At 71.8% G+C, this 25,469-nt stretch carries 19 protein-coding genes; 6 read left to right on the top strand and 13 right to left on the bottom strand.

Going from position 1 to position 25,469, the window contains the following annotated elements:
* Nucleotides 1-25: 25 nt before the first annotated feature.
* Entirely contained in the window at nt 26-1,726 is a 1,701-nt protein-coding gene (locus P3T34_RS36630) for a Dyp-type peroxidase (RefSeq protein ID WP_280670680.1), read from the bottom strand.
* Between the two features lie 925 nt (nt 1,727-2,651).
* Between P3T34_RS36630 and P3T34_RS36625 the strand changes: the two genes are divergently transcribed.
* From P3T34_RS36625 to P3T34_RS36615, 3 genes are all read left to right on the top strand, one after another.
* Nucleotides 2,652-4,658 (top strand): putative Ig domain-containing protein, encoded by a 2,007-nt coding sequence (locus tag P3T34_RS36625; protein WP_280670678.1) that lies wholly within the window; start codon nt 2,652-2,654, stop codon nt 4,656-4,658.
* A 162-nt stretch (nt 4,659-4,820) separates the two neighbouring features.
* The gene (locus P3T34_RS36620; protein ID WP_280670677.1) at nt 4,821-5,078 is read left to right on the top strand and encodes a DUF6400 family protein; all 258 of its coding nucleotides are present in this window, start codon (nt 4,821-4,823) and stop codon (nt 5,076-5,078) included.
* Nucleotides 5,065-5,304 carry a hypothetical protein gene (locus P3T34_RS36615; protein ID WP_280670675.1) on the top strand — a complete coding sequence of 80 codons (240 nt, stop codon included), beginning with the start codon at nt 5,065-5,067 and terminating at the stop codon, nt 5,302-5,304. The genes P3T34_RS36620 and P3T34_RS36615 overlap by 14 nt, the downstream gene beginning before the upstream one ends.
* A 3-nt stretch (nt 5,305-5,307) precedes the next feature.
* Here P3T34_RS36615 and P3T34_RS36610 read toward each other — a convergent pair whose 3' ends face one another.
* Complete coding sequence (locus P3T34_RS36610) at nt 5,308-6,594, bottom strand: cytochrome P450 (protein WP_280672625.1); 1,287 nt, start codon at nt 6,592-6,594, stop codon at nt 5,308-5,310.
* A gap of 357 nt (nt 6,595-6,951) precedes the next feature.
* Here P3T34_RS36610 and P3T34_RS36605 point away from each other — a divergent pair, with 357 nt between their 5' ends.
* Nucleotides 6,952-7,911, top strand: coding sequence for an EamA family transporter (locus P3T34_RS36605; protein WP_280670673.1), 960 nt, complete (start codon nt 6,952-6,954; stop codon nt 7,909-7,911).
* 51 nt (nt 7,912-7,962) lie between these two features.
* Here the strand turns inward: P3T34_RS36605 and P3T34_RS36600 are convergent, their stop codons facing one another.
* The 7 genes from P3T34_RS36600 to P3T34_RS36570 all read right to left on the bottom strand — a co-directional run bounded on the left by P3T34_RS36600 (nt 7,963) and on the right by P3T34_RS36570 (nt 18,707).
* The gene (locus P3T34_RS36600; protein ID WP_280670671.1) at nt 7,963-12,624 is read right to left on the bottom strand and encodes a caspase family protein; all 4,662 of its coding nucleotides are present in this window, start codon (nt 12,622-12,624) and stop codon (nt 7,963-7,965) included.
* The gene (locus tag P3T34_RS36595; RefSeq protein WP_280670669.1) at nt 12,621-13,526 is read right to left on the bottom strand and encodes a hypothetical protein; all 906 of its coding nucleotides are present in this window, start codon (nt 13,524-13,526) and stop codon (nt 12,621-12,623) included. The genes P3T34_RS36600 and P3T34_RS36595 overlap by 4 nt, the downstream gene beginning before the upstream one ends.
* 105 nt (nt 13,527-13,631) lie before the next feature.
* Nucleotides 13,632-14,555: a hypothetical protein gene (locus P3T34_RS36590; protein WP_280670667.1), complete on the bottom strand. Its 924-nt coding sequence runs from the start codon at nt 14,553-14,555 to the stop codon at nt 13,632-13,634.
* 104 nt (nt 14,556-14,659) lie between these two features.
* The gene (locus P3T34_RS36585) at nt 14,660-15,472 is read right to left on the bottom strand and encodes an ABC transporter permease (RefSeq protein WP_280670665.1); all 813 of its coding nucleotides are present in this window, start codon (nt 15,470-15,472) and stop codon (nt 14,660-14,662) included.
* A 15-nt stretch (nt 15,473-15,487) separates the two neighbouring features.
* Nucleotides 15,488-16,333: an ABC transporter permease gene (locus tag P3T34_RS36580; RefSeq protein ID WP_280672623.1), complete on the bottom strand. Its 846-nt coding sequence runs from the start codon at nt 16,331-16,333 to the stop codon at nt 15,488-15,490.
* Between the two features lie 89 nt (nt 16,334-16,422).
* Complete coding sequence (locus P3T34_RS36575) at nt 16,423-17,619, bottom strand: ABC transporter substrate-binding protein (RefSeq protein ID WP_280670663.1); 1,197 nt, start codon at nt 17,617-17,619, stop codon at nt 16,423-16,425.
* Between the two features lie 44 nt (nt 17,620-17,663).
* Complete coding sequence (locus P3T34_RS36570; RefSeq protein WP_280670662.1) at nt 17,664-18,707, bottom strand: ABC transporter ATP-binding protein; 1,044 nt, start codon at nt 18,705-18,707, stop codon at nt 17,664-17,666.
* 180 nt (nt 18,708-18,887) lie between these two features.
* On the opposite strand from P3T34_RS36570, the gene P3T34_RS36565 reads away from it, so the two are divergent.
* The gene (locus P3T34_RS36565) at nt 18,888-20,693 is read left to right on the top strand and encodes a PucR family transcriptional regulator (protein WP_280670660.1); all 1,806 of its coding nucleotides are present in this window, start codon (nt 18,888-18,890) and stop codon (nt 20,691-20,693) included.
* A 22-nt stretch (nt 20,694-20,715) separates the two neighbouring features.
* Here P3T34_RS36565 and P3T34_RS36560 read toward each other — a convergent pair whose 3' ends face one another.
* The 3 genes from P3T34_RS36560 to P3T34_RS36550 all read right to left on the bottom strand — a co-directional run bounded on the left by P3T34_RS36560 (nt 20,716) and on the right by P3T34_RS36550 (nt 23,605).
* The gene (locus P3T34_RS36560) at nt 20,716-21,426 is read right to left on the bottom strand and encodes an alpha/beta hydrolase (RefSeq protein WP_280670658.1); all 711 of its coding nucleotides are present in this window, start codon (nt 21,424-21,426) and stop codon (nt 20,716-20,718) included.
* A gap of 309 nt (nt 21,427-21,735) precedes the next feature.
* Entirely contained in the window at nt 21,736-22,110 is a 375-nt protein-coding gene (locus P3T34_RS36555) for a transglycosylase SLT domain-containing protein (protein ID WP_280670656.1), read from the bottom strand.
* 523 nt (nt 22,111-22,633) lie between these two features.
* Complete coding sequence (locus P3T34_RS36550) at nt 22,634-23,605, bottom strand: class I SAM-dependent methyltransferase (protein WP_280670654.1); 972 nt, start codon at nt 23,603-23,605, stop codon at nt 22,634-22,636.
* 77 nt (nt 23,606-23,682) lie between these two features.
* Here P3T34_RS36550 and P3T34_RS36545 point away from each other — a divergent pair, with 77 nt between their 5' ends.
* Nucleotides 23,683-24,276 (top strand): XRE family transcriptional regulator, encoded by a 594-nt coding sequence (locus P3T34_RS36545; protein ID WP_280670652.1) that lies wholly within the window; start codon nt 23,683-23,685, stop codon nt 24,274-24,276.
* Nucleotides 24,277-24,437: 161 nt separating this feature from the next.
* On the opposite strand, the gene P3T34_RS36540 is transcribed toward P3T34_RS36545, so the two are convergent.
* Nucleotides 24,438-25,454 carry a transcriptional regulator gene (locus P3T34_RS36540; protein WP_280672621.1) on the bottom strand — a complete coding sequence of 339 codons (1,017 nt, stop codon included), beginning with the start codon at nt 25,452-25,454 and terminating at the stop codon, nt 24,438-24,440.
* Nucleotides 25,455-25,469 lie beyond the last annotated feature (15 nt).

Raw genomic sequence — 25,469 nt, 5'->3', positions numbered from 1 at the left:
GCATCCGCACACCATCGCAGACCGCTCAACCCGCGTGTGTCAGCGGGCTGGTGTCGAGGCGCCCGTCGGCGAGCTCACGCAGGGCGGTGAGGGATGGGCTGAACGCGTAGACGGTGCCTTCGGTGCGTACGCAGCGGGTGAAGTCGAGCGGGGTGACCCGACTACTGGACGCGCCGGTCGGTGTCTCAAAGGCGACGTGTGTGTCGGGGCCGATGACCGTGTCGCCGCCGGGCTTGGGGGTGCGGTTCGGGGGGAAGTCCTGCTCATCGAACCAGAGCCGCTGGAGGAACTCGAACTGGTCGACCAGGTCGGCCTGGTGGCAGATGAAGATCAGACCGCGCGGAGTGGCCGAGCCGTCCGGAGCGGCCTCCGCGGCGGGGCCGAAGGCAGGGTCGAAGGCGGGGCCGAACGGCACGCCGCGGCGGATGATCCGGTGGACGTCGATGGCGCTCTGCGCCAGCGGTCGCGCGCCCGGCTGGACGACCAGGCCGTCGCGGGGATTGCCCTTGCGCACGTGGGAGAAGAGCGGGGTGGCCCAACCCTGCGGGTCGTCGGCGTAGTTGAGGTCGTTGTCGGCGGGCTTGCCGGGGTCGGGCAGGGGGTCGGCGAAGGGGCATGCGCCGACTGGCGCGCCGGACGGCCAGCGGCCGACCAGCCGGGCACCGAGCCATTCGGGCGGCGCGTCGGCCGGGGCCACTCCGGCGGCGACCAGGGTCGCGAGCCGGGTCTGCAGCTGGGTCCGCCAGGCGGGGACGTCCTGGGCGAGGCGGCGTACGACCTGAAAGGAGCCGTTCAGCATCCAAGCGGGCAGGTCGACCGCACCCGGGTGTCCGACCGCACGCGGCCGGCCGACGACGAACTCGCCGGCGGGGACGACCCGGGTGCCGGGACTGCCCTGGACCTGGTCGGGGCAGTCAGGGTCGAGCGGGTCGAAGCCGCGTACGCCGGGCTGGCTGATGCCGTCCCGGTAGCCAAAGTGCTCATGGCCGGCCAGGCTGCCGGGCAGCGCGGCACCCTCCTGCTGGAAGGTGATGGCGATGTCGGCCTGCGCAGCGGCAAGGCGCTGGGCTTCCAGGGCGGCGGCGAGCTCGCCTGGGTGGTCGGCGGCCAGGGTGAGGACGGCGTGCACGGGCGCTGCGCCGGGCGCGCCGAAGAGCCAGTTGTCCGGCGCGCTGTCGCCCGTATCGCCGAGCAGCGCCGCGCGCGCGGCCGGACCCTGGCGGAACGCCTCGGCCGTGCCGCCCGTCGCGGCGCCGGGCAGCGGTTCCCGACCGGCGAGCACGGCCAACCCCGCGTGGGTGAGGCTCAGACCGGTCCACTGGGCACTCATCGCGGCCGGGTCGGCGCCGCCCCGGGTACGGCGCTGTTGGCTGAACGCCTGGTTGAAGGAAGCGACTTGGCGCGTGGTGGCGAGCTGCGGCAGCAACGTGCGCAGCCAGTCGCGGGCGGCCTGGGGGGCCGTGAAGGTGAGCAGGAGCAGCTGGACGTGGTCTTTGCGGAACCCGGCGAGGATGTCGCCCTGGATCTCCTCGCTCTCACGCAGCGGCAGTTCGCCAGCAGCGAAGGTAACGGCAGTGACCGGGGACGGCGAGGGCGAGGGCGCTGAGGCCGCGTCGGCGTCGGTCGCCGCCAGCGCGGGGGCCAGAACGGCGCCGCCGGCGACCGCGCCGGCGGCCAGCAGAGTGCGGCGGGGCAGCACGGCGGCGGCGGTGGATTCGAGGGACAAACTCAGCTCCTGGGTTACTTGTTGACGATCCCGTCGAAGGTGGCGGTGTTGTCGAGTGGGACCCACTGACCGAGGCTGAGCTGGGCGAGGGCTGGGCCGGGCAACGCCGGGCACCCCGCTCGCAGGTGGCAAAGGCGGCAGCGGACACTTCGGTCGGCGCCGCCGGGACAGGGTGAGGGCACCTGGAACGTCAGTCTTCGCATGGGCGGCGAAGTTGTCGCGCCGGAGCGGGCGCACGAGTGACCATCGGCGACAGGCCGGCGGCCGGGTGGCAACGGATCGAACGGACGCCGAGGTAGCGGCAGAGGCCAGGGCCGGGGCCGGGGCCGGGGCCGGGGCCGACGCCAAGGACGCGTGTCGTCGGCGTCGGCTTCCACACGGCATAAGGCACACCGCATAAGGCACACGGCACCCGAGGTGGCGCCGGCGCCCGGCGGCCGGTGTCAGGCGCGGCGGCGGCGCCTGATCGCTCTGACGATGCGGATGATGATGCCGATCAACATGGCGAACTCCCTTCCGTTCCACGGTTTCTAAGAAAACTCCGCTTCCCCTGCGCGACTTCGAAAGCTACTCGGACCAGGAGCTCGCGCCATCGGCCCAGGAGTGGACGACGGGTGGAGACCGGGTGGAGAGTCACCCGCCGACTGGGAGCGATCACGCACGCCCCGTTCGCTTTCTCATTGCGGAGCGGCCGCCGCGCGGGGTGCCCACGACGCCCGCAAATGGTCCGTTGAGACGCCTGTGCACCGATGGACAGGTACCCATGGGCCGGCTGGACAGGATGCAAAGTTCTTGACGGGACACCGCCATGTTGTTCAACGAATCGTCACCCCCAGGCCCTTCACGGCCCGTCAGCCCCAGTGTCTTACTAGTGGACGCTACGCGCGTTGCACGCTTGTCAGACCATCTGTCAGGAAGGCCCCACATGACCGCCACCCGTCGTCTGAGCCTCACTCTCGCCGCGGGCGTCACAGCCGCTGCCACCATCCTCGCGCCGGCCGCCGCCCACGCCGTCACGCCGTCGTACTCCCTGGTGGTCCTGCCGGACCAGGGCGAAAGCGCGATCTACAACTTCGTCAACTCCGCGACGAAGTCGATCGACGTGACGATCTACGAGCTGCGCGACACCACCTTGGTCAACGACCTGGTGGCCAAGGAGAAAGCGGGCCTGCAGGTCCGCGTGATCATGGATGCCCAGCACACCTCCGTGGACGGCGCCGCCTACACCGCGCTGTCCGCGGGCGGCGTCGGGGTCACCTACTCGTCCTCGGCCTTCGTCTACACCCACCAGAAGACGATCACCGTCGACGGCGCCGAGTCGTACATAAGCACCGGCAACTTCGACACCACCTACTACGCCACCTCGCGCGACTACGGGGTCTTCGACAACGACGCCAACGACGTCAGCGCGATCGAGCAGGTCTTCAACGCCGACTACGCGAAGACCTCGATCACCCCGTCCGACGGTGACAACCTCGTCTGGTCCCCCACCGACTCGCAGAGCCACCTGCTCGCGCTGGTCAACGGGGCGCAGCACAGCCTCGACGTCGAGGAGGAGGAGTTCGGCGACACCGCGCTCGTCAACGCGATCGTCGCGGACGCGCAGCGCGGCGTGACCGTCCGGGTCGTCGCGGAGAACGAGGCGAGCGCCTACACCACCCAGCTCAACCAGGTCACCGCCGCGGGCGGCAAGGTGACCACCTACACCAGCTCCACCGGCTACTACATCCATGCCAAGGCCATCGTCGCCGACTACGGCACGTCGAGCGCCAAGGTGTTCGCCGGGTCGGAGAACTTCTCCGACAACTCGCTCAACCACAACCGTGAACTGGGCCTGATCATCAGCGACTCCGGCGTGGTGAGCGGCATCGAGGCGGCGTTCAACGCCGACTTCGGCCAGACCACCAGCGGCAGCGTGAGCGTGACCAACCCGGGCAGCCAGACCGGTACCGTCGGCACCGCCGCCAGCCTGCAGGTCCCGGCCACCGACACCGCCGGCGGCACCCTCTCCTACACCGCCACCGGACTGCCCGCCGGCCTCTCGATCAACGCCTCCACCGGCCAGATCACCGGCACCCCCACCACCGCCGGCACCTCCAGCGTCACGGTGACGGCCACCGACTCCACGGGACCGTCCGGGAACGCCTCCTTCGCCTGGACGATCAACCCCGTCGCCGGCAACTCGGTGACCGTGACCAACCCGGGCAGCCAGACCGGTACGGTCGGCACCGCCGCGACCGTGCAGATCAAGGCGAGCGACTCCGCCTCCGGCCAGACCCTCAGCTACACCGCCACCGGACTGCCCGCCGGCCTCTCGATCAACGCCTCCACCGGCCAGATCACCGGCACCCCCAGCACCGCCGGCACCTCCACCGTCTCTGTGACGGCCAAGGACACCACCAACGCCAGCGGCAGCACCACCTTCACCTGGACCGTCAACCCCGCCTCCGGCACCTGCGCCGCGGCTCAGCTGCTGGGCAACCCCGGGTTCGAGACCGGCACCGCGTCGCCGTGGTCCGCGTCGTCCGGTGTGATCAACAACAGCAGCAGTGAGCCGGCGCACAGCGGCTCCTGGGATGCCTGGCTCGACGGCTACGGCACCGCGCACACCGACACCCTGTCCCAGGCGGTCACCCTCCCGGCTGGCTGCACCAACTACCAGCTGAGCTTCTGGCTGCACATCGACACGGCCGAGACCACCACCACCGGCGCCTACGACACACTCTCCGTGCAGGTCCTGAACGGCGCGGGCACGGTGCTCGGCACGCTGGGCAGCTACTCGAACCTCAACCACAACACCGGCTACGCCCAGCACACGTTCAACCTGGCGGCCTACGCCGGGCAGAACGTCACGCTGAAGTTCACCGGCACCGAGGACAACCAGCTGCAGACCTCGTTCGTCATCGACGACACGGCGATCAACGTCAGCTGAGCAGCTGATCGGCCGGAACGGCCGGAACGGCCGTGAGTGTCGGCTCTCCCGCATCCTGCGGGAGAGCCGACACTTCGTTTGCGGAGCGTCCGGATGTGAGCTTTCAGAAGCTTTCAGACAGAGCCTTGACATAAAAGTAAGCCTTGCCTAACCATGGCTGGCATGTCTGCGAACCACACCCCCTCCTCACCCGACCTCATAGCCTTCGACCTCGACCTGAGCGTCGACGAGGCCCGGCGGCGCGCCGAGGTGGTGGCCGCGCTCGGGCCGGACTGGGACCCGGTCGCCGTGCTGCAGGGCGAGGACGAGGCGTACGCGCTGCTGTACTCCGGGCTCGACGCGGAGCAGCAGCGGATCCACGCGGAGCTCGTCGCCGCCGGCGTGCTGCCCGGACCGGAGCCGCGTGATGCTGCCCATTGACCCGCAGGCGGACATCGGCCGCCGCGCCTGGGTGGCCTGCCCGAGCTGCGACGACGGCCGGGACTGCACCGGCTGCCACGAGCGGCGCAACTGCGGCGACCACTGGCGCTACCTGCTCGCCAACACCGGCAGCCTGCTGCACCTCCAGTGCCCCGGCTGCGCGCACTTGTGGGACCACGAGACGGGCTTCGGTGCCACCCGCGGTTTCGGGCTCAGGGCGATGTGAGGGTCACGGAGTGAGAGCGGCGGGAGTCAGAGCGGCGGGGGTCAGAGTGGCAGGGGTCGGGCCGTCGGGGCGGACGGTGATGCTGTAGGCGGCCCCGGTGGGGGTGGAGCGGAAGACCGGGGTGTGGGCGGGCAGCAGGTGTTCGAGCAGCACGGTGGACTCGCGCAGCGCGAACTGGAGCCCCAGGCAGGCGCGCGGGCCGATACCGAAGGGCAGGTAGGCGCCCTGCTGGGAGGGACGCGCGCCCGGTGTGGTGAAGCGCCGGGGGTCGAAGCGCTCGGGGTCCGGCCACAACTGCGGGTCGCGGTGGGTGAGATAGGGGCAGACCAGGACATCGGCGCCCGCTTCGACGGCGTAGCCGGCCAAGATGTCGTCCGCGGCGGCGTGGCGGGGCAGCAGCCAGGCGGACGGGTAGAGCCGGAGCGTCTCGCTGACCAGTGCCTGGACGGCCTCGCGCCGTTCCGCTGAGCCCGCGCCACCGGCGGCCAGGGCTGCCGTTCGGGCCTCGGGGTGGCGGTCGAGGAGCAGATAGAGCCAGGTCAGCGTGGTGGCGGTGGTCTCGTGGCCGGCGAGCAGCAGGGTGACCAGTTCGTCGCGGATCAGCCGGTCGGTGTACTCGGGGCGCTCGGTGGCGGCGTCCAGCAGGACGTGCAGCAGGCCCGGGCCGTCGGGACCGGCTGCTCCGCCACGGGCGGCCGCGATGGCGCAGCGGGCGACGGCGTCGATCCTGGCCAGGTCGGCGGCGACCGCCTCCTGGGCGTCCGCCGCGTCGGCGGGCAGCGTCGGCAGGGCGGCCACCACGGTTCCCACGGCGGCCAGTTCGTGCTCGGTGGCGGCGTCGAGGGGGTGCCCGGTGAGGGAGCGCCAGATGGTGTCCAGGGCGAAGCGGCGCATCTCCTCGCCCAGGTCGAAGGTCTCCCCGGTACGGGCGTACCCGGCCCAGCGCTCGGCGGCAGTCGTGGCGGCGGCGGTGATCCGTTGCTCGTAGCGGCGCATCCCGGTGCCGGTGAACTGGGACTGCAGCAGGCGCCGTTGACGCTTCCAGGCCTCGCCGGTGGCGGCGAGCACGCCGTCGCCGATCAGCACGCGGGCACGGTGGGAGCGCTTGACGTACGTGTCCGGGTGCTGGGCGAGCACGTGCTGGACCGCCTGCGGCCCGGTGACCAGGACGGTGGGCTGCGCGCCGAGTCGGAACCCGGCGACGGGGCCGAGTTCGGCACACGCCTGGGCCAGCAGGTCGACCAACTCCCCTCCCCCGGAGCGCCACCGCTCCACCACGGCGGCGTCCAACTCGGGGACCGGCCGCCCCGACGCGGAGGCGTTCGCCGGGGTCGGGACGGGTCCGGAGTCGGGGGCGGGCACGGGGCCGGGGCCGGGGCCGGGGCCGGGGCCGGGGCTGGTTTCGGTGGCCACGGGTCTGCTCCTGTCCGACCGCTGGGCTTGCCCCCTGATGGGGCATCGGCATCTCGGACTGTACGGGAGCCGGCGCGACGGCGGGGCGCGATCAGGTGGCTGGTCCTACAGCGGCTGGTCCTACGGCGGCTGGTCCGCGACCCGATACCCACTGGCGGACGAAACATCGGATGCGGTCTGATGATCAGCGGCTCGCACAAGAGCTCGCACAGTACTTAATGAGAGCAGACACCCATGACGACTACCGGCCCGCATAACTCCTCCGAGTCAACAGCAGCGCCGGACGGAACGGTGGCCCTGGAACGGGGCCGGCTCTCCGGCACGGTGTGGGCAGCGCTGGCGGTCGTCTACGTGGTGTGGGGCTCGACCTACCTCGCGATCCGGATCGTGGTGGAGAGCATGCCCCCGCTGCTCTCGGGCGCCATCCGCTTCCTGACCGCCGGCCTGCTCCTGCTGGGACTGACGGCCTGGCGCCAGGGGACCGGCGCGCTGCGGGTGACCTGGCGCCAGCTGGCCTCGGCGGCGCTGGTGGGGGTGCTGCTGCTGGTGGGCGGCAACGGTCTGGTGGTACTGGCCGAGGGCCGCATCCCGTCCGGGATGGCGGCGCTGCTGATCGCCGTGGTGCCGCTCTGGGTGGTACTGCTGCGCATGGCCTCCGGCGAACGGCCCCGCGCCGGCGCGCTGCTGGGCGTCCTGCTCGGCCTGGTCGGCCTCGCGGTGCTGTCGGCACCGGGCATCACCGGCAAGGTCTCGCTGGTCGGCGTGCTGATGCTGATGGGGTCCTCGATCGCGTGGTCGATCGGGTCGTTCGGCTCGTCCCGCCTGCCGATGCCCGCCAATCCCTTGACCGCCAGCGCGTACGAGATGCTGGTGGGCGGATCGGGCTGCCTGCTGGTGTCGCTGGCGCGCGGCGAGGAACACGGGCTGGACCTGGCGGCGATCTCCACCCGGTCCTGGGTGGCGCTGGCCTACCTGGTGGTCTTCGGTTCGCTGCTGGCCTTCACGGCGTACGCCTGGCTGCTGCAGTCCGCGCCGCTGGGGCTGGTCGCCACGTACGCGTACGTGAACCCGGTGGTGGCGGTCTTCCTGGGGTGGCTGGTGCTGGCCGAGCAGCTGACGCTCCCCGAGGTGCTGGGCGGCGCGATCGTGGTGGTGGCGGTCGGCGTGGTGGTCAGCACCTCGCGCCGGAGCTGACCGGTGAGCCGGAGCCGGAGCTGGAGCTGGAGCTGGAGCTGACCAGTGCTATCAGCCGACCCCGAGCCGCCGGCGCCAGGCTGCGGACAACTGCGGGCGCAGCAGCACCACGCCCTGCTGGGTACCGACGGCGAGGTCGAGGTGCGGGCTCCCGGGAACGGCTGTGAGCGAGGTGACCAGAGCCGGCAACGGGGTGGACCACACCTTCTCGCAGCCGGGCAGCTCGCACAGGGCCACGCCGTGCTCGTCGCTCACCGCCACGAGCGTCACACCGCTGGGGGCGAAGCCCGTCCACAGGATCCGGGTCGCCAACACGGGTAGCCGTCGCGGGCTGTCGGGGGCCGCGGGGTTCCAGACAACGACGGGAGTAGGCCGTGCGGGGCGATGCGAGTCGGGCGCCAGGCAGAGCAGCACGGGCGCATCGCCGCGCGGCTCGGCCCACCGGAGAAATCGCGCCGGCTCGGCGTAGGAGTGGTCGACCCGTGCTCCCCAGGTCGTGACAGAGCGTCCTGGAACAACCCCGTACTGGCGGTTCGTCGACAGCTCGATCACCGAGGTCGCGCCGTTCTGTCCGCGCTGCGCGACCCAACGGGATCCGGCCTGGCCGTGGTCCGGCACCAGGCACTGGAGGTCGTGGGCGAGTTCGATCACATCGACGCGGCGCGCGGCTCCCCCGAAGAGATTCCACACCCCGCCGACCACTGCGGAGTCGGCACCGGGTTCGGGCAGGAGCGCGACTCGGAGGGTACGCACGCCGCCCTTCACCTCGCGATTCTCTCCGGCACCCGCCATCAGCAGCGTCTCCCCGGAGCAGGCGGTGAACGCCGTCGAGGTGAAGAAGGCCTTGCCGGGGTCGACGGCCCAGGGCAGCGAGAGGTGCATCCAGTCCGCGGTGTCCTCGGGAGTGTCCAGCAGCCTGACCCGGCCGCCCACCCCGTCGAACCCGACGAGGCGGGTGTGGGGGTTGAAGTGGGACGGTGGCAGGAAGTGCCCGTTCATACGGCCCTCGTTGCCCTGCAGCCAGGCGAGGCGGGCGGCTTCGGTGCGGGCGCCTGGTCGCAGGCGGCACCAGACGTAGTGGGGCACTGGCTTTGGACGCGGCGGTTCGGCGTCGTCCGGGTACTGCCAGCGGAGGAGGTTGAGAGTGCCGTCGTGATCGTCGACGTGGTCGCCGGCCTCGCCGAACCCCCCGAGCTCCATGTTCTGAACGGAGAGATCGGCTTCGATCCGTCGGACGCGCCCAGGTGACACGGAGACGACCGCGCCTGGCTCCCGACTCCACGGGATCAACTGGTTGATCTCGGGGATGCGCTCCAGGTGACGGCGGTCGGAGTGCCGGCCGCCGATGAAGGGCTCCTCATGGATGCCCCGCCGCCAGAGCCGCGCGGTCCCGTCGTTGCCGACCGTCAGGATGTCGAGCCCGCCGCCTGCCGATGCGGTGAGTACATGCACGGCACTGACGGCGCCTTCATGCCCGACGAGCGGTGAGCCGACGGCATCCCCGGTGGTGCAGTCCACCACTTCCAGTGGGCTCCCCAGGCCGGACAGCACGGCATGGACCTGCCCACCATGAGAGACCGGCACCATCAGGTGCGCGGAGCTGACCGCCTTGCCCTGCATCGCGATCCGCACGGGCTGGGCGTCGAGGCGGGCGATCAGCAGATCGTCGCTATCCCGTGCCACGAGCACGGGATCCGCGGCGCTGCCATGGGCGAATCCCATCCCCCACCAGAGGCCGCTGAGCGGTACGACGGTGATCGTCATCGAAGCCGTATCGAGCAGGGTCACCCTGCATCGCGGCTCATAGATCGCGGCAACGGTTCCCCCCGGGCCGTGGATACGGTCAGCCAAGGTAGGTCTGGCCAAGCCGTCCTGCACCACGGCCGCCTCGCCCGCCCCTTCGAGCGGGTGCAGCGTGACACGTCCCAGCACATCGTCACAGACGAGCAGTTGGGCGCGCCCATCCCCGTCGTGGCCCAGACAGGCGGTCGCCCCAGGGCTGGGGAACCAGCGATGGTTCCGGGCCGCGGCGCAGCGCGCCTCGGCCAGCAGGTCTCCGCCGGGCAGCGACAGGGCGGCCACCCGCTGCTCGTCGCCGCACACCAGCACGGGAGTGGTGTCGGACAGCCGTCCGGCGTCGAAGAGACAGGTGTAGCCGGTGCCGAGGACGGCGCTGGAGAGCGTCTGGTCCGTCACGTCCCAGATCCGCAGCCCACCCTCGGCGTCGAGGGTGACGGCCTGCGCGCGCCCCGCCCAGTCGACCAGTAGTTCGAGTCCCGCCACAGGCGCCGGGTGCGGCAGGACGGTCGACTGCGACGGACTGTCGATCAGCCAGACATGCACCTGGGATCCCCCGGGCGGAGCCGCCAGCACCGCCCGACTGCCGTCAGCGAGCCGCGTGTCCCGGATCAGCCAGCCCATGCCCACCGAGCTGACCGCGTACGAGTCCCCCTCGTGGCGCCCGACGACCCGGTGCGGGGTGATCGCGCGCGGCTCCACGCGCACCCGCTGCAGGGACGTCGAGATCCGCTCTGCCTGCCCGGCGAGCCGGTGCTCCCCGTACGTCCGCGCCACAAAGGCCAACAGCGCGGCCCGGTCGACGACGGCGGGCTCCACGTCCAGCAGGAGGTAGGTGTAGCGCTCGACGGCCATCGACAGCGGCGGGTGGCGCAGCGCGTGCCGCACGGCCGGGAGCAGCGTCGAGGGCTCGGCGGCGACCACGAACGAGGCGTCCTCGATCAGGTCGTCCAGATCCCCGGACGCCGCCGCATGGGTCGCCAGGTGGGCCCGCACGTAGGGGTGGACGCGCGACCAGTCGCGGTCCGGCACACGGTCGGGCGCAGGGTTCGGCCCGAGATTCGGCACGAGATCCAACAGGGTGTCGACGAAGCACTCCTGGACGTCCGCGAGATCCCGGTGCCTGAGTACGCGATTCTTGATGTGGTCCGTCAACTCCTGGTGGTACAGCCGGAAGTACTTGGTCCCGTCCACCGAGGCATGGGCCAGATAGGAACCGTCCTCCGCCAGCAGCACATCGATGTGCGCCTCCGCGAGGGTGATACCGGACAGCCGCGTCGCCGCCCGAACCCAGATCTTGCGCGGCAGGCCGTTGCCCTCCCCGAAGGCGAGGGCGGTGAGCAGCGCCGTGGTGGAGGCCAGGCGCTCGGCCGGCAGCCGCCGGAAGTAGGCCTCGAAGGCTCCGCCGACATCGGAGGGGAGCAGTTCGGCCCAGCCGGGCACGGCGGTGTCGACGGCGGGGCCGCGCAGCAGTGCGCTCGCGGTCATCCGGGCGACCAGGAAGCAGCGGCCGGCCCGGCGGGCGACCTCGGCGGCGACCTGGCGGGCGGTCTCGGGGCGGTGCTCGTACGGGGTGCCCGCGTCAGAGATGATCTTCAGCACGTACTCGGTGGTGTCGGTGTCGTCGGCGTACGCGCGGTCGTCGAGGTCGATGACCGGAACGCCGTCCCCGGTGTGCGGCAGCAGCTCCCGGCGCGAGCCAACCACGAGGCGGACGCAGGCGGCCCCCGCGAGTGGACGCAGCAGCTCCCAGGCGATGCGGCGGGCCTCCGCCTTGTCGCCGCCGGCGCCCGCCTCGTCGAGCGAGTCGACGATGACGCGAAACGGCTGCTGACGGTCGACCAGCGCCGCGAAGAGCGCCGCCGCGGTGTCGGCCCGCACATCCGCCGCGGCTGCGAGCCGCCCGACCAGCGCCTCCAGGGTCTGATGGCGGGCGTTGACGGAGGCGTCCGCGTGGCCCTCCAGCACCAGCCGCCCCAGCACCGCCGACTTCCCCGAACCCGGATCGGCGGTCACCACGAGGATGCCCTCGGTGCCCTCCCCCGCGAGATGGGCGCGCGCCGAGCGCAGGGCGCGCTCGCGGCCGGTGAAGTACGAACCAGGATCGTGGAGTTGCTCGACGCCGCGCCCTCGTGGTTCGAAGTGCGAGGACAGGTCCGAGGCGTCCGCGCCGGCGCGTCCGTCCGGCGCGACCTCGGCACGCGGATCGAACGACGGGTTCAGGAAGAACGGCGGGGGCTCGGACTGGTCGACGCTTGAACAGGCGGCCCGCTGGCGGAGCCCGGCGGCCACGAATGACCGGTTGACGCGTTCGGCGACCGTGCCGGGCGCGAGGTAGCGCTGCGAGGGGCCGTCACCCTGTCGGCAGGCCGCCGCAAGCTCCGTGACGAAGGCCCCGTCCGCCGCCAGGTCGCGATGGCGGGCGGAGGCCAGCAGCCAGGTGCCGGCGCCGAACACGTCTGCGCGCGCCCGGCTCGCCACGATGGTGTCGGTCACCGTGCCGATCTCGCTGCCGGCGGCCGCCGCATGGCAGGCGTCGACCACGAACAGCACACTGCGTACGGGCGAAGTGGCCAGGACCTCGGCGAGGTTGGGCAGGGACAGCCAGGAGCGGGGCCGACCGTGCGTGCTGTCCGCGCAGGCGAGCCGGTACTGGCCTGCCGGCGATCGGTTGCCATGCCCGGCGTAGTACAGCACGACCACATCGTCCGCGCCCAGCAGGGGACTTCGGCACCAGTCCGACAGGGCGTTCTCGAAGTCGGCCGAGTCGGGATCGCGGGAGACGCGGGCCAGCACCCGCTGGTAGTCCATCGACTCGAAGAGCTTGACCGCTCGGTCGACGTCCTCGTGCACCAGCGGCAGCTCCGGCTCCTCAAGGTAGCGGCCGGTGCCCGCGGCGATGAGATAGCGCGTCACCGGTCCCCGGGCTCCCGCACCAGCCCGGCCGCGATGGCCCGGCCCGTCTCGGCGGCCGTCAGATAGCGGGTCGCGTCGTGCATCCGGCTGCCGTTGTGCACGACCGTGTCGACCACCGCGTCCCCGTAGAGCGGACGCAGCTCGCGGACGACGGACACGATGTCGGTGGCGTCCGAGATGTTGGTCCAGGCCCGTAGCGGCTTCGGCCACACCGCCGGCCGGCCCTCGGGCCTGGGGTCGAGGCGATCCATGACGAGCGCGCGCATGCCCAGCGGGGAGCCGAGGGTGACCAGCCCGCGGATGTCCCAACTGCCGTTCAGCGTCTCGTCGCAGAGGGTTTCGTAGGCGAGCACCGAACCGAGCGAGTGGGCCACCACGACCCTGGTCCGCGGGGTGATGCGCGCGGCCAGCCTGGCCCGGGCCGCGCGCCGGACGGCGTCGTCCGCGAAGTAGCCGGTGACCTGCTTCAGGCTCCCGATCAGCGCGCGGTCGAGCACACCGCGCAGGCACGCGGCGCCGGTGAGGGCGTCCAGCGCCGCCCGCACCGAGGCCGACCGCAGCGCCTGCGAGGCCGCCCAGCCCCCCGCACCGCGGGTGCCGCGCTCGTCGGGGGCCGGGACGGCCGGGTCGGTCCGGGCGGCCTCGGCCCACCAGGCCATCAGGAGCCGGTACTCGTCCTCGGTTTCGACATCGTTCGCGTCGTACGGCGGCTGCTGACCGCCGCGGGTGCCGGGCGGGCGGAACAGATCGCCGTAGAAGGCGATCCCGACGTCCCCGGGAGCGGGTACCGGGCCGCCGGCCAACCGGAGGCCGCCCAGCAGTTCCGGCACGACGTCCCGAGCCAGCGAGTCCTCACTCAGATACTGCTTGCCCACGCCGTGCACGAAGACGATCTCGCTCATGTTCCCTCCCGTGTGCGGAGGACAGCCTACGGTGACCGGCGCGGGCCCGGGTCCGGGTCGGGCCGGCACCTCCCGAAGCAGCGGGGACGGGCCGGCCGGAGCGGGTCAGCTGCAGTGGCTCCAGGGGCTGGTCCACGTGGTGCCCTGGTAGGAGCCGCCGAACTCGATGCAGGTCTTCGGGGCGTGCTCGGTGACCGGGCCCGCGTAGTACGTGAAGTTGCCCGGGTTGCTCGACGAGCCGCCGCCCTTGACGCTCAGGGTCGCGTTCATCGCGACCGCGCCGCCGGTGTGGGCCGCGAGTGTGACGACGCAGTTGTTCCCGGTGGCGTTGCTGTAGAGCAGGTAGATGGTGGCGGCGCCGAGGTTGTGCGAGTCGATGACGGCGTATCCGCTGCCGCACACCTGGCCGGCGCTGTACGGGTTGACGCCGGTCGGGGCCGGTGGCGGCGGGGCCTTGGTCGGGGTCGGGGCGGGCTGCGGAGCGGCGGTCGGGACGGCCGCCGGCGCAGCCGGGGTGTTGCCCGCAACCGGCGCACCCGGTGCGGCCGGTGCGCCCGGCAGCGGAGCGGCGGGATTCGCCGGACCGGCCGCCGCGCCACCACCGCCCGTCGCCGGCGCTGCGCCTGACGCGCCGGCGGAGGGCGTGGCGGCCGTGGCAGCGGAGCTCGGGCCGGCGCTGGACGCCGGGTCGGTGGCCGAGGCGGAGGACGCACCGGCCGTGGGATCGTCGCCGGTCACGACCGTGACGGTACTCGGATCGCCGGTGGCGCCACGGCTGCCGAGGCTGGTGATCGCCGTCGAGTTGGTGTGGCCGGGCTTGTGCGTCGCACCGGACACCTGGGCTGCGGTGACGACGATCCCGCCGACGGCGGCAGCGGCCACCACGCCGCTCACCACCACCCGGATCTGCCTGCGTCGATGGACCTGCTGATGGTGACGCTCCGCCAGGGCCGCCCAGTCGGGCTGCACCCCCTCGCTCACCAGCGGCACGTCACTCCCGGCCTGCCCTGTCCCCCGTGTATCCGTCATGGGCCGACATCCTAGAACACCTGTGTCTGCGGATGGCCACCGCAGTCGGCGCCCGAGCCTCCCACCCCGGGCCTCCCCTCCCTCCTCCCTCCCCACGACAGCAGCTAGAAGCGGCTGCCCGTGGTGTCGTTGGAGAGGCGCTGGGCCAGGTAGACGGGGACGACGGAGAGCAGCACCAGCATCGCGGCGACCACGTTGACCACCGGGGCCTGGTTGGGGCGCGCCAGATTGGCGTAGATCCAGATCGGCAGGGTCTGGACGCCGGGGCCGGCGGTGAAGGTCGTGACGACGATCTCGTCGAAGGACAGGGCGAACGCCAGTAGGGCGCCGGCCAGCAGCGCCGACCGGACGGCCGGGAAGGTGACGTACCGGAAGGTCTGGAAGGTGTGCGCGCCGAGGTCCGCCGACGCCTCCTCGGCCGACGGTGCCAGGCGGCGCAGTCGAGCGATGACGTTGTTGAAGACCACCACGATGCAGAACGTGGCATGCCCGATGACGACGGTGAGCAGGCCGAAGCCGATGCCGACCGGGCCGAGCAGGGTGCGGAACGCCGCGTTGAGTGCGATACCGGTGACGATGCCGGGCAGCGCGATCGGGAGGATCACCAGGAACGAGACCGCCTGCCGGCCGAAGAACCGGTAGCGCTGGACGGCGAAGGCGGTCATCGTTCCGAGCACCAGCGCCACCGCGGTGGCTCCCAGGCCCGCCTTCAGCGAGGTGGCCAGCGCGCTGCGGGCTCCCTCGGAATGCCAGGCCCGGAGCCACCACTCGGTGGTCAGGCCGGTGGGCGGCCAGGCGAACGAGCGGTCCCGGTTGAGCGAGTTGACCAGGACCAGCACCAGCGGCAGGTAGATGACGCCCAGCCCGAGGGCGAGCGCGACGCGCAGCGCCAGCCGGGCGGCTCGGGAGAAGACCACGGGACAGAGCCTCCGCTACAGCGAGTCCAGGGCGCCGGTCCGGCGCACGGCGAGCAGGTAACCCACGATGATCGCCACCGGCACGCAGGACAGCGCGGCGGCCAGCGGCAGGTTGAGCGTGACGTTGTCGGCGATCGCCGTACCGAGCATCTGGGTCTTGCCGCCGACGATCCGCACCGCGATGTAGTCACCGAGGCTGAGCGAGAAGGTGAAGACGGACCCGGCGAAGACCGACGGCAGCACCAGTGGCAGCACGACCGAGCGCAGCGTCCGGCCCGCCGAGGCCCCGAGGTCCGCGGAGGCGTCCAGCAGGTTGGCCGGCAGCTGCTCAAGGCCCGCGTAGATGGGCAGGATCATGTACGGCAGCCACAGGTAGGCCAGCACGACGATGACCGCCGGCGTCCCGTATCCGGGGCTGGAGACGCCGAACGGCCTTCCCAACCAGTCGATGACGCCGCCCTCGCTGAACATCACCCGCCAGGCGTAGGCCTTGACCAGGTAGCTGGCCCAGAGCGGCGTCAGCACGGCGACCACGAGCAGTCTGCGTGTTCTGGGTCCGGCGATCCTGGCCATGCAGAAGGCCATCGGGAACGCGAGCACGGCGTCCACGACGGTGACCGCGACCGCGATCCCCAGCGTGCGGAGGGCGACGGCCCGGTAGACCGGCGTGGTCAGGATGGTGGCGAAGTTCGCCGTGTTCCATACCCGTTGGATGTTGTAGGTGAAGTCGTCGACGCTCCAGAAGGCCGAGAGGAACAGCACGGCCAGCGATCCGAGGTAGGCGACCACCAGCCAGGCCATCGGCGCCGTCAGCAGCAGCGCCAGCCGCAGCCGGGCATGCCGGTCCAGCAGCGAGGCCAGCGGCCGTAACCCGTAACGCCGTTGAGCTCGGGAGGCGATGACTTGAGGCGGGTCGAGCGGGTCGGACGGGTCGAGGCGCAGCACCCCGGTCAACCCTTGATCTCGGTCCAGGCGGCCGTCCAGGCGGCGTAGTCGGTGCAGATCGGCCCGCGGCCGTCCAGGCAGTCCTTGATCGGCGTGGTCCAGTAGTAGATGTTCTTCCAGTACGCGTCGTCACTGGCGTGGAAGGTGCCGCAGAAGTTCGGGTCCGTGGTCTGCGCACAGGCCTTGGCATTGGCCGGCGCCTCGCCGAACCACTGCGCGACCTGGGCGTTCACCTTCGGCGAGACGATCCAGTTCATCCACTGGTACGCGCAGTTGGGGTGGGCCGCGTGTGCCGAGATCATCCAGGTGTCCGACCAGCCGGTCGCGCCCTCCTTGGGCAGTACCGCCTGCACCGGCGCCTTGTCGGCCTGCGCCATGTTGGCGATCACCTGCCAGGTGGTACCGACGACGGTGTCGCCGGTCTTGAAGGAGTTCTCCGCCTTCTGGTAGTCGCTCCAGTACTCGCCGATCGACTTGTGCTGGACCTTCAACAGGTCGACGGCCGCCTGCAGTTGCTTGGCGTCCAGCGCGTAGGGGTCCTTGATGCCGAGGTCGGGCTGGGTCTTCATCAGGTACAGCGCCGCATCGGCGATGTAGATCGGCGAGTCGTAGGCGGTGACGTGACCCGCGTGGGCCGTGGCGCCGTCGAAGACCGCGCTCCAGGAGTCGGGCGCGGGTGAGACCTTGTCGGTGCGGTACATCAGCAGGTTGGCGCCGCGGCCGTGCGGGATGCCGTACATCTGGCCGCCCACCGAGTTCCAGGGCTGGTTCTTCAACCCGTCGAAGATATCGGCGTAGTTCGGGACCAGCCCGGTGTTGACCGGGGCCGCGTCGCCGCCGGCGATCAGCCGCAGCGTGGCGTCGCCGGAGGCGGACACCGCGTCGTACTGACCGGTCTTCATCAGCGAGACCATCTCGTCCGAGGTGCCGGCGATCTTCGTGTTCACCTGGCAACCGGTCTGCTGCTCGAACGGGTGCACCCAGTCGACGGTCTTGTCGTCCGAGCCGTCCTCGGCGTAGCCGGCCCAGGCGATCAGGTTCAACGTGCCCTCCCCCGGGCCCAGGCTCTGCTTCATCGCCAGCTTCGGCGGGGTGAAGCCGTGGGCCGTGGTCGCAGTGCCGGTGCTGGTGCTGGTGCACCCGGCGGCCAGGAGGACGGCGCCGGTGGCCGCCGCCACTCGAACGAGCCAGCTGGTGAGCATCTGTTTGAACTCCGATCCTGGGGTGGGTAGATGGTGCTGTGCTCTCACGAGCCGACGCGGACGGTGTGCTTGCGCTGCCAGGCGAGGACCACTTCGGCGCCGCGGTGGCGCAGTACGTCGGCCGAGCCCTCGTCGAGGTTCTGCCGGACGGCGGTCAGCCGCCCGCCGGCCTCCAGGTCCACCAGGAAGCGGGTGTGGCCGCCGGCGTAGACGACCTCGGCGACCCGTCCGGGCGCCGACAGTTCGTCAGGACCCGCCGGGTCGTCGGGGTGCGCGATCCTGATCTTCTCTGGCCGGACACTGAACAACCCTGTCTCGCCCACCACTTGCATCGCGCTGTCGCCGTCCAGCAGGTTGGAGGTGCCGACGAACCCGGCGACGAACGCGGTCGCCGGGTGCTCGTACACCTGAGCGGGCGTGCCGACCTGCTCGATCCGGCCGCCGCTGAGCACGGCCACCCGATCGCTCATGGTCAGGGCTTCGTCCTGGTCGTGGGTGACCAGGACGAAGGTGATGCCCACCTCGCGCTGGATCTGCTTCAGCTCGACCTGCATCTCGTGGCGCAGCTTGAGATCCAGCGCGCCGAGCGGTTCGTCGAGCAGCAGCACCTTCGGCCGGTTCACCAACGCCCGGGCCAGCGCGACACGCTGGCGCTGGCCGCCAGAGAGCTGGGCGGGCCGGCGCGGGCCGAAGCCGTCGAGTCGGACCATCGCGAGTGCCTCGCGCACCCGCACCGCCCGTTCGGCCTTCGGCACCCGCTTGACCATCAGCCCGTAGCCGACGTTCTGATCGACCGTCATATGGGGGAAGAGCGCGTAGTCCTGGAAGACCGTGTTGACGTCCCGGTCGAACGGCGGACGGTCGGTGACGTCCACGCCACCGAGCAGGACCCGGCCGGCCGTCGGCAGCTCGAAGCCGGCGATCATCCGCAGCACCGTCGTCTTCCCCGACCCCGACGGCCCGAGCATCGCGAAGAACTCGCCCTCGCCGATGGTCAGATCTACGCCGTCGACCGCTCGGACGCCGCCGTTGAAGGTCTTGGCGAGGCCGACCAGACGGACCGCGCCGGGCGCCGGGAGATCGTTCATCAGATCGGGTGGCCTTCCAGTTGTGCCTTCGGGAGGTCCGCCGCACCACAGGGGTGGCCACGGGCCCGATGCGGGCCGCGTCGAGCGGTCGGTCCGAACTCTAGGGAGGCACTGCCGAGTCGGCCATGGACGGCCGCACGGTCTTTTCGCACCGCGTTGTGCGGCGCTACAGTCCGGCGCATGCCGGTGGCACTGCGCGATCTTCTGCTGGACCCGAGTCTCCGTCTGCGGTTGCGCGCCGGCGCGAGCGCACTGGAGCGTGTCGTCCGCTGTGTCGCGGTGACCGAACTCGCCGACCCCACGCCGTGGATGACCGGCGGCGAACTGGTCCTCACCACCGGCCTGCGGCAGCGGACCGCGGGTGCGCAGAGCGCGTTCGTCGAGCGGATGGCCACCGCCGGGGCGTCCGGGATCGGCTTCGGCATCGGGCTCAGTCACCCCGCCGTCCCCCGGGCGACCGTGGTCGAGGCCGAGCGGCTGGGCGTCGCGGTGCTGGAAGTCCCGTACGAGACACCGTTCATCGCGATCAACCAGCTGGTCGTCGAGCGGGTCTCGGCCGAGGACCACAGCCGTCAACGGCGGTTGGTCGAGCAGCACGACCTGCTCGCGGAGGCGCTGCTGTCGGGCGACGGTCTGGTCGGGCTGCTCCGGGCGCTGCGCCGGACCACGGGTTGCGAGGTCGCCGTGGTGGACCGGCACGGTGTGCTGCTGGCCGGGGTGCCGCAGCGCGCCGCCAGGCTGGCGGCGGCAGTCGGCGCGGGTGCCGGCGGGGCCGGTGCTGGCGGCGCGGGTGCCGGCGGGGCCGGTGCTGGCTGGGCGGGTGCTGGCGGGGCGGGTGCTGGCGGGGCGGCGGGCCCTGGGTTGGCAGCCTCCGGGTTGGCAGCGCCTGGGTTGGCAGCCTCCGGGTTGGCAGCGCCTGGGTTGGCAGGGTCTGGGTTGGCGGCCCCCGACAGCGCCGCCATCGGGCTCGTCGATCGGGACAGCCCGATCTGCTTGCCGGTCCCGGTCGACGGGATCGTCGTGGCACACCTCTGCCTGCGCTCGATCGGTGACGCGGCCGACGTGCTGCCCTTCGCGGTGCGCCTGGTCGGCCTGGAGCTGGCGCGCCGTCAGTCCCTGCTGGCCGGGCGGCGGGAGCTGGTCGGCCAGGTGCTCCAGGACATCGTCCGGGACGTGATCGAACCGGCGACCGCCGAACGCCGACTGGAGGCCTTCGGGCTCGACCCCAAGCGCGCCCATCGCGTCATCCTCGGCTGCCTGGCACCGGGGGACGCGGGACGGCCCCCCGACGCCGGAGCGCAGGACGGAGGACTGGGCGGAGCACCGGGCGGAAAGATGGACGGCCAGCAGGACGATCAGCGGCTGGCGCGGCTCCCGTGGAGCACCGGCAGCCGTCCCGGCGGTGCGGAGCCGGTGCTCACCGCGGTGGTCGGCCGCTACCTCGTCGCCGTGCTGCCGCAGGCCAAACCGGCCCAGGAGGTGGCACCGCAGCTGGCGGGCTTGCTGTCAGCGGTGGACCGCCGGGCCGCGGTCGGGATCGGTGGCAGCTACCGCGGCGTGGACGGCCTGCGCTGGAGCTACCTGGAGGCGCAGGCCGCGCTCGGCCGGGGCCCGGGCGTCCACCAGGGCGATCCGCTCAACCTGCCCCGGCTGCTGCTCTCCAATCCCGACCTGCCACTACGGCAACTGGGCGCCGAAGTGCTGCGCCCGCTCACCGAGTTCGACGCCGCACACCGCGGCGAGCTGGTCGCCACCCTGCACGGCTACCTGACCGCGGACTGCTCGGTCCAGGCGGTCGCCGACCAGCTGTGCGTGCACCGCAACACCGTCCGCTACCGCCTGGACCAGATCGAACGGCTCACCGGGCGCTCGCTGGGATCGATGCAGGACCGCGTCCAGCTATGGCTCGCGCTGCTCGCGTGCGGCGAGCAGCACGAGCAGGGCCAGCAAGGCCAGCAGCGCGGGCAGCGCGAGCACGGACGCTGACCAGCCGTACCGAAAGGAGAGTTCAGCCGGATCGCAGCAGGTGATCCACGAGTTCGCGCGGCCGGCTGAGCGCAGCCAGGTGTCCCCCGGGGATCTCCTCCACGGCCAGGCCGAGGCGCTCGCGCACCACGCGCCGCTGGAACTCCAGCGGGAGGAAGCGGTCGTCCCGACCCTGCAGGAAGCGGGTCGGCACCTCGGGCCACTTCGACAACGGCCAGGGCTGGGCGAACAGGGCGGACGGCGGAGCCGAAGCACCCTGCGCCATGGCCTGCTCGGTCACCTCGGCCGGCACGTCGTGGAAGAAGTCGGCCAGCAGGTCGAACTCCCCGCCCGAATCCAGCCCCAGAGCCGCCGCATGCGCGACCTTGGCCTGTGGCTGACCGGTGTCCTCCCACCACTGCCCGGCGGTCTCACCGGGCAGTGGGACCATGGCGTTCACCAGCACCAACTCGTCGACGGGCAGCCGCCCGCAGACCAGCGGCGCCGAGAAGCCGGCGAGCGACTGTGCCACCAGCACCAGCCGCTCCCCCGCGGCGCGATCGCCGACCGATGCATTGACCGATGCGCCTACCGCAGCGATGATCGCGGCCGCGAAGTCGTCCAGATCGGCTGCGTCGTCCGAGGGCAGGTCCATCGTGACCACCTCGTGCCCCCGCGCCCGGAGTTCGGGAACAACGCGGTACCAGTACGAGGCTCGGCCGTCGGCACCCGGCACGAGTACATGGATCGCCACACCACCACCTCCTGTGATCACGGCCACCGTACTCGGAGCCACTGACAACGGCGACGCCACAACGGCGAGTGGTGGACAGGGCGGTCGGCATGGGCGGTGGGCATGGGGCTGGACAGGGCGGTGGGCCGGGCCATCCGGTTGCCGGTGACGACGGCAGGGCAGGCACCGGTCTCCTGGCTGATCGCGCGGAGCGTCTCCGCTCCGCGGTCGCCAGGACCTGTACCTGCCCTGCCATGTCCTACTGCGCACTGCTGGTCAGTGCTGCTTCCTGCTACCAGGGGCGAACCGGCGCGTCTCCGCGCGGGATTCCTAGTACCAGTGGTGGTTCTGCCAGAAGGTCCACGCGGCGTCCGGGCTGCCGTAGCGGGAGTCCATGTAGCCCAGCGCCCACTTGATCTGGGTGGTGGGGTTGGTCTGCCAGTCGGAGCCGGCGGAGGCCATCTTGGAGCCCGGCAGGGCCTGGCCCAGGCCGTAGGCGCCGGAGGAGGCGTTGGTCGCCTGGACGTTCCAGCTGGACTCGTGCGAGATGATCTCGCTGAACGAGGCGAGCTGCGAAGCGGGCACGATCTGGGCGGCGATGGCCTCCGGCGACGGGGTCGCGGCGGACGCGGTGGCGGGCATCAGGCCCGCTCCCATCGCGGTCAGGGCGGCGGCGCCGGCGAGAACGGCAGCAGAAGTGCGCATGCGAAGCTTGAAATTGGGCATGAAGAGCTACGACCTCAATCGGGTTGGGCCGCGTCCCGCCCGCCTTCGACCATGGGCCGGACAGGGCCCGCAGGGTCACTGGCGGGACGCGGCAATAAGCTGCGCCCGGCGGACAGACCGGGTGCGGCTAACGACTCGGCAAGTGTTAACGCGCTGTGCGCCCCTCGCCAAGACCCCCTTGCTACGACGCACCGTCGTAGCTGGCTGGCCGGACTGCGCGCCGAGGCCGCTTCCCGACCAGGCTGCGCGGGCCGTGTCGTCCTCCTACGCAGCGTCGTAGTGGGCCCGGCCGTGTGAGTACCCTCACCGAGCCACCCCTGCCCGGTAGCACGGAACACGACCACTTCGCTCACAGGGAGTAGCCGGTGGATGCCCGGCACTGTGGCCGCGGTCACCATCGACAGCACACGACCGGCGGCACGCGACCGGCGACCTCCCGCAGGAGACCGCCGGTCGTTGAGGTGCCCCGGGCCGGGCCGGGCCGGACCGGCCGGGGTCAGGGTCAGGGCGTTGGACGCATGCCCGTGAAGACCGTGGTGGCGGAGAGGAGGAAGGCGTCGGGCCGGCGCAAGATGCCCTCCGGTGCCACGGGGTCGATCAGCACATCGAGTGTCGCGCGGTCCTCCGCGTCCAGGGACTCGCCCATCACCTCCCGCAGCCGGGTCAGATGGTCATGCAGGAAGGCCCGGCCCGACTCGCCCAGCGGCGCGGGCAGGTCGAGGAGCGAGGTGAAGCTGCCGACCGGGGTGAGCCCGGCGCGGCTGAGCATGGCGGGCCAGTCCTCAACGATGGCGGTACTGCCGGGCAGCTCCGCCCGCATGAGCTCGAACCAGGACTCCTGCGCGGCGTCGAGCCGGGCCTGGAGGCCTGGCCTGCCGATGCCGATGTCGCGCGGGAGGAAGCGCATCGGCAGTCCGCCCTCCGCTACGGCGAGCACCCCGCCGGGCCTCAGTACGGCGGCGAGTGCGTTGAGTGCGCCCTGCTGGTCGCCGAGGTGGTGCACGGCCTTGCTGCTCCAGACCAGGTCCGCCCTGCCGAGGCCGTCCTCCCCCTCTTCCCCGCCGGCCAGGCCCGCGGGCAGCTCCGCGTGCCGGACGGCCACCCTGCCGCCGAGGCCGAGCCGCTTGGCGCGGGCCAGGGTGTGGTCCAGCAGCTCAGGCGTGCCGTCCACGGCGACCGCTTGGGCGTCCTCGAACGCCTCGGCGAACACGCAGGTCATCACGCCCGGCCCGCTGCCGATGTCGAGGACCCGCCGGACCTTCGTCGCCGGGTCGAGCAGCCCCCGCAGGTGGGCCGCAATCCGGCGCAGGGACGGGAGCTGCAGTTCGCCGCTGGTCTCCAGGCGGGCGGCCATGGCTCCCCAGTCGATGTCGGTACTGCCGTGGCTGTGCCCATGGCCGTTGCCTTTGCCGTGGCCGTTGCCGTGCTCGGTGCGATGTCCGTGGCCATGTCCGGAGTCGTTGTGTGCGCTCATGCCGAGAGCGTGCCCCTGCCGAGATGGCACTGGCAAACCTTGTTGCTGTTTCCGGGACAGCGGAGTGGAATGGCCTCATGGACAGTCCCCCACCGCCCTACCAAACGGTCCTCGACGAGGTCGGCCCCCGACTCCGACGGCTGCGCGCCAAGCGCGGCCTGACCTTGGCCGCACTCTCCGAAGCAACCGGCATCTCCAAGAGCACCCTGTCCAGGCTGGAGTCCGGCCAGCGCCGCCCCAGCCTGGAACTGCTGCTGCCGCTGGCCGGCGCCTACCACGTGCCCCTGGACGACCTGGTCGGCGCGCCCGAGGTGGGAGATCCCCGGGTACGGCTGACGCCGCGCACCCTGCCGAGCGGCGGCACGGTCGTCCCCCTGTCCCGGAGCCCCAGTCCCGGCCCGCTCCAGGCGTACAAGATGATCATCCCCGACCGGGGTACCGAGCCGGAGCTCCGTACCCACGAGGGCTACGAGTGGCTGTACGTCCTGGACGGCCGCCTGCGGCTCGTCCTCGCCGAGCACGACCTGGTCCTCGGCCCCGGCGAGGTCGCCGAGTTCGACACCCGGCTGCCGCACTGGTTCAGCAGTGCGGACGGGCGACCCGTCGAGATCCTCAGCCTCTTCGGCCGGCAGGGAGAACGCATGCACGTCCGCACCAAGCCCCGCGCCTGACGGGGTGGGTAAACCGACGAGCGCCTCGTACTCCGTGCGGTTTCGCACGTAATCGGCCGACGCCCACGACTGCTTGTCCCGCTTGTACAGCCACAACGTGTACGCGCCGTTGTCGCTGCGCCAGAGCGCAGGCAGCACATCGGAAACCGGCGCCCCTACGATCACGGGGACGCACGAACCCGCCTGCGTCCAGGGGCTGTTCCGGAGAGGCGATCGGCTGCCCCGGCACTCCCTGCTGCGGCCAACTGCTCGCCGAGCTCGGTGCGGCGGTAGACCACGCGGCGGCCGACCCGGGTGCCCGTCACCAGACCGGCCTCCCGCAGCACGGCCAGATGGCCGCCGATCGTCCCGAGCGACTGGCCCAGCTGGGCGGCGAGTTCACTGCTGGTCGCCGGGCGTTCGAGTTCGCGCAGGATCGTGGCGCGGCCCGGGCCGAGCAGGCGGGCGAGCGCGTGGACGGGTCGGGCCGGGTCGGCGGTCGCACCGGTGCCGCGCGCCGGATAGACGAGCGCGTACGGGTTCGACGGCCACTCGCACAGCCAGCTGCCGCGCTGCTTGGTGACCGGAACGAAGAGCATGCCGTCGACGCCGACGATACGGTCCGGGCCCGGGCTGTCGCTGAAGCGGATCGCGTCCGTGCCGACCCAGGCGCTGCGACGGCCCATCTGCTCCAGCGCCCGCGGCCAACCGTAGGCGGCGAGCAGGCCGGCGCGGTAGGTGACGTCGCGTTCGAGCAGCGCCCGGCGCCGCGGCCAGTCGGCGGCGAGGTGGACGCGCCAGAAGTCGCTGAACAGCTCGGCCGTCCGAGCGGACCAGTCGCGCCCGGAGAGCCAGCGCAGGTTGTGGTCCTCCCAACTGTGGGCCACCGCCTGCTCCAAGCCCTCCCGCACCACCTCGTCCGACACCCCCACGACCTCGGCGAGTTCGGAGTCGAGCGTGGTGCCCATGCCACCCGTCGGCGGCAGCGTGACGTGGTCGGGCAGGTACTTCGTCGAGCCGCTGAGCATCACCAGCCCCTTGGCGAAGGGGTCCGCGTCCAACCTGGCCCGGAACGCGGCCTGGTGGCGACCGTGCCAGGCCGCCAGCCACGGAGCCGTACAGGGCCGGCTGAGGACGATCATCGAGCCCAGCGTCTCCGCGAGCGGCGACAGCGCGAAGCGAGACCGGGACAAGGCCATCGAATCCAGCCGCAG

This window comes from Kitasatospora sp. MAP12-44 (assembly GCF_029892095.1).
Taxonomy (GTDB): Bacteria; Actinomycetota; Actinomycetes; order Streptomycetales; family Streptomycetaceae; genus Kitasatospora.
The sequence above is the reverse complement of the archived record's forward strand: the minus strand, read 5'-3'. Positions and strand labels throughout refer to the sequence as shown.

Coding starts and splice junctions, on each gene's coding strand:
- P3T34_RS36625 (WP_280670678.1), top strand. CDS start 2,652: ATGACCGCCACCCGTCGTCTGAGCCTCACTCTCGCCGCGGGCGTCACA.
- P3T34_RS36620 (WP_280670677.1), top strand. CDS start 4,821: ATGTCTGCGAACCACACCCCCTCCTCACCCGACCTCATAGCCTTCGAC.
- P3T34_RS36615 (WP_280670675.1), top strand. CDS start 5,065: ATGCTGCCCATTGACCCGCAGGCGGACATCGGCCGCCGCGCCTGGGTG.
- P3T34_RS36605 (WP_280670673.1), top strand. CDS start 6,952: ATGACGACTACCGGCCCGCATAACTCCTCCGAGTCAACAGCAGCGCCG.
- P3T34_RS36595 (WP_280670669.1), bottom strand. CDS start 13,526: ATGAGCGAGATCGTCTTCGTGCACGGCGTGGGCAAGCAGTATCTGAGT.
- P3T34_RS36590 (WP_280670667.1), bottom strand. CDS start 14,555: ATGACGGATACACGGGGGACAGGGCAGGCCGGGAGTGACGTGCCGCTG.
- P3T34_RS36575 (WP_280670663.1), bottom strand. CDS start 17,619: ATGCTCACCAGCTGGCTCGTTCGAGTGGCGGCGGCCACCGGCGCCGTC.
- P3T34_RS36570 (WP_280670662.1), bottom strand. CDS start 18,707: ATGAACGATCTCCCGGCGCCCGGCGCGGTCCGTCTGGTCGGCCTCGCC.
- P3T34_RS36565 (WP_280670660.1), top strand. CDS start 18,888: ATGCCGGTGGCACTGCGCGATCTTCTGCTGGACCCGAGTCTCCGTCTG.
- P3T34_RS36555 (WP_280670656.1), bottom strand. CDS start 22,110: ATGCGCACTTCTGCTGCCGTTCTCGCCGGCGCCGCCGCCCTGACCGCG.
- P3T34_RS36550 (WP_280670654.1), bottom strand. CDS start 23,605: ATGAGCGCACACAACGACTCCGGACATGGCCACGGACATCGCACCGAG.
- P3T34_RS36545 (WP_280670652.1), top strand. CDS start 23,683: ATGGACAGTCCCCCACCGCCCTACCAAACGGTCCTCGACGAGGTCGGC.
- P3T34_RS36540 (WP_280672621.1), bottom strand. CDS start 25,454: ATGGCCTTGTCCCGGTCTCGCTTCGCGCTGTCGCCGCTCGCGGAGACG.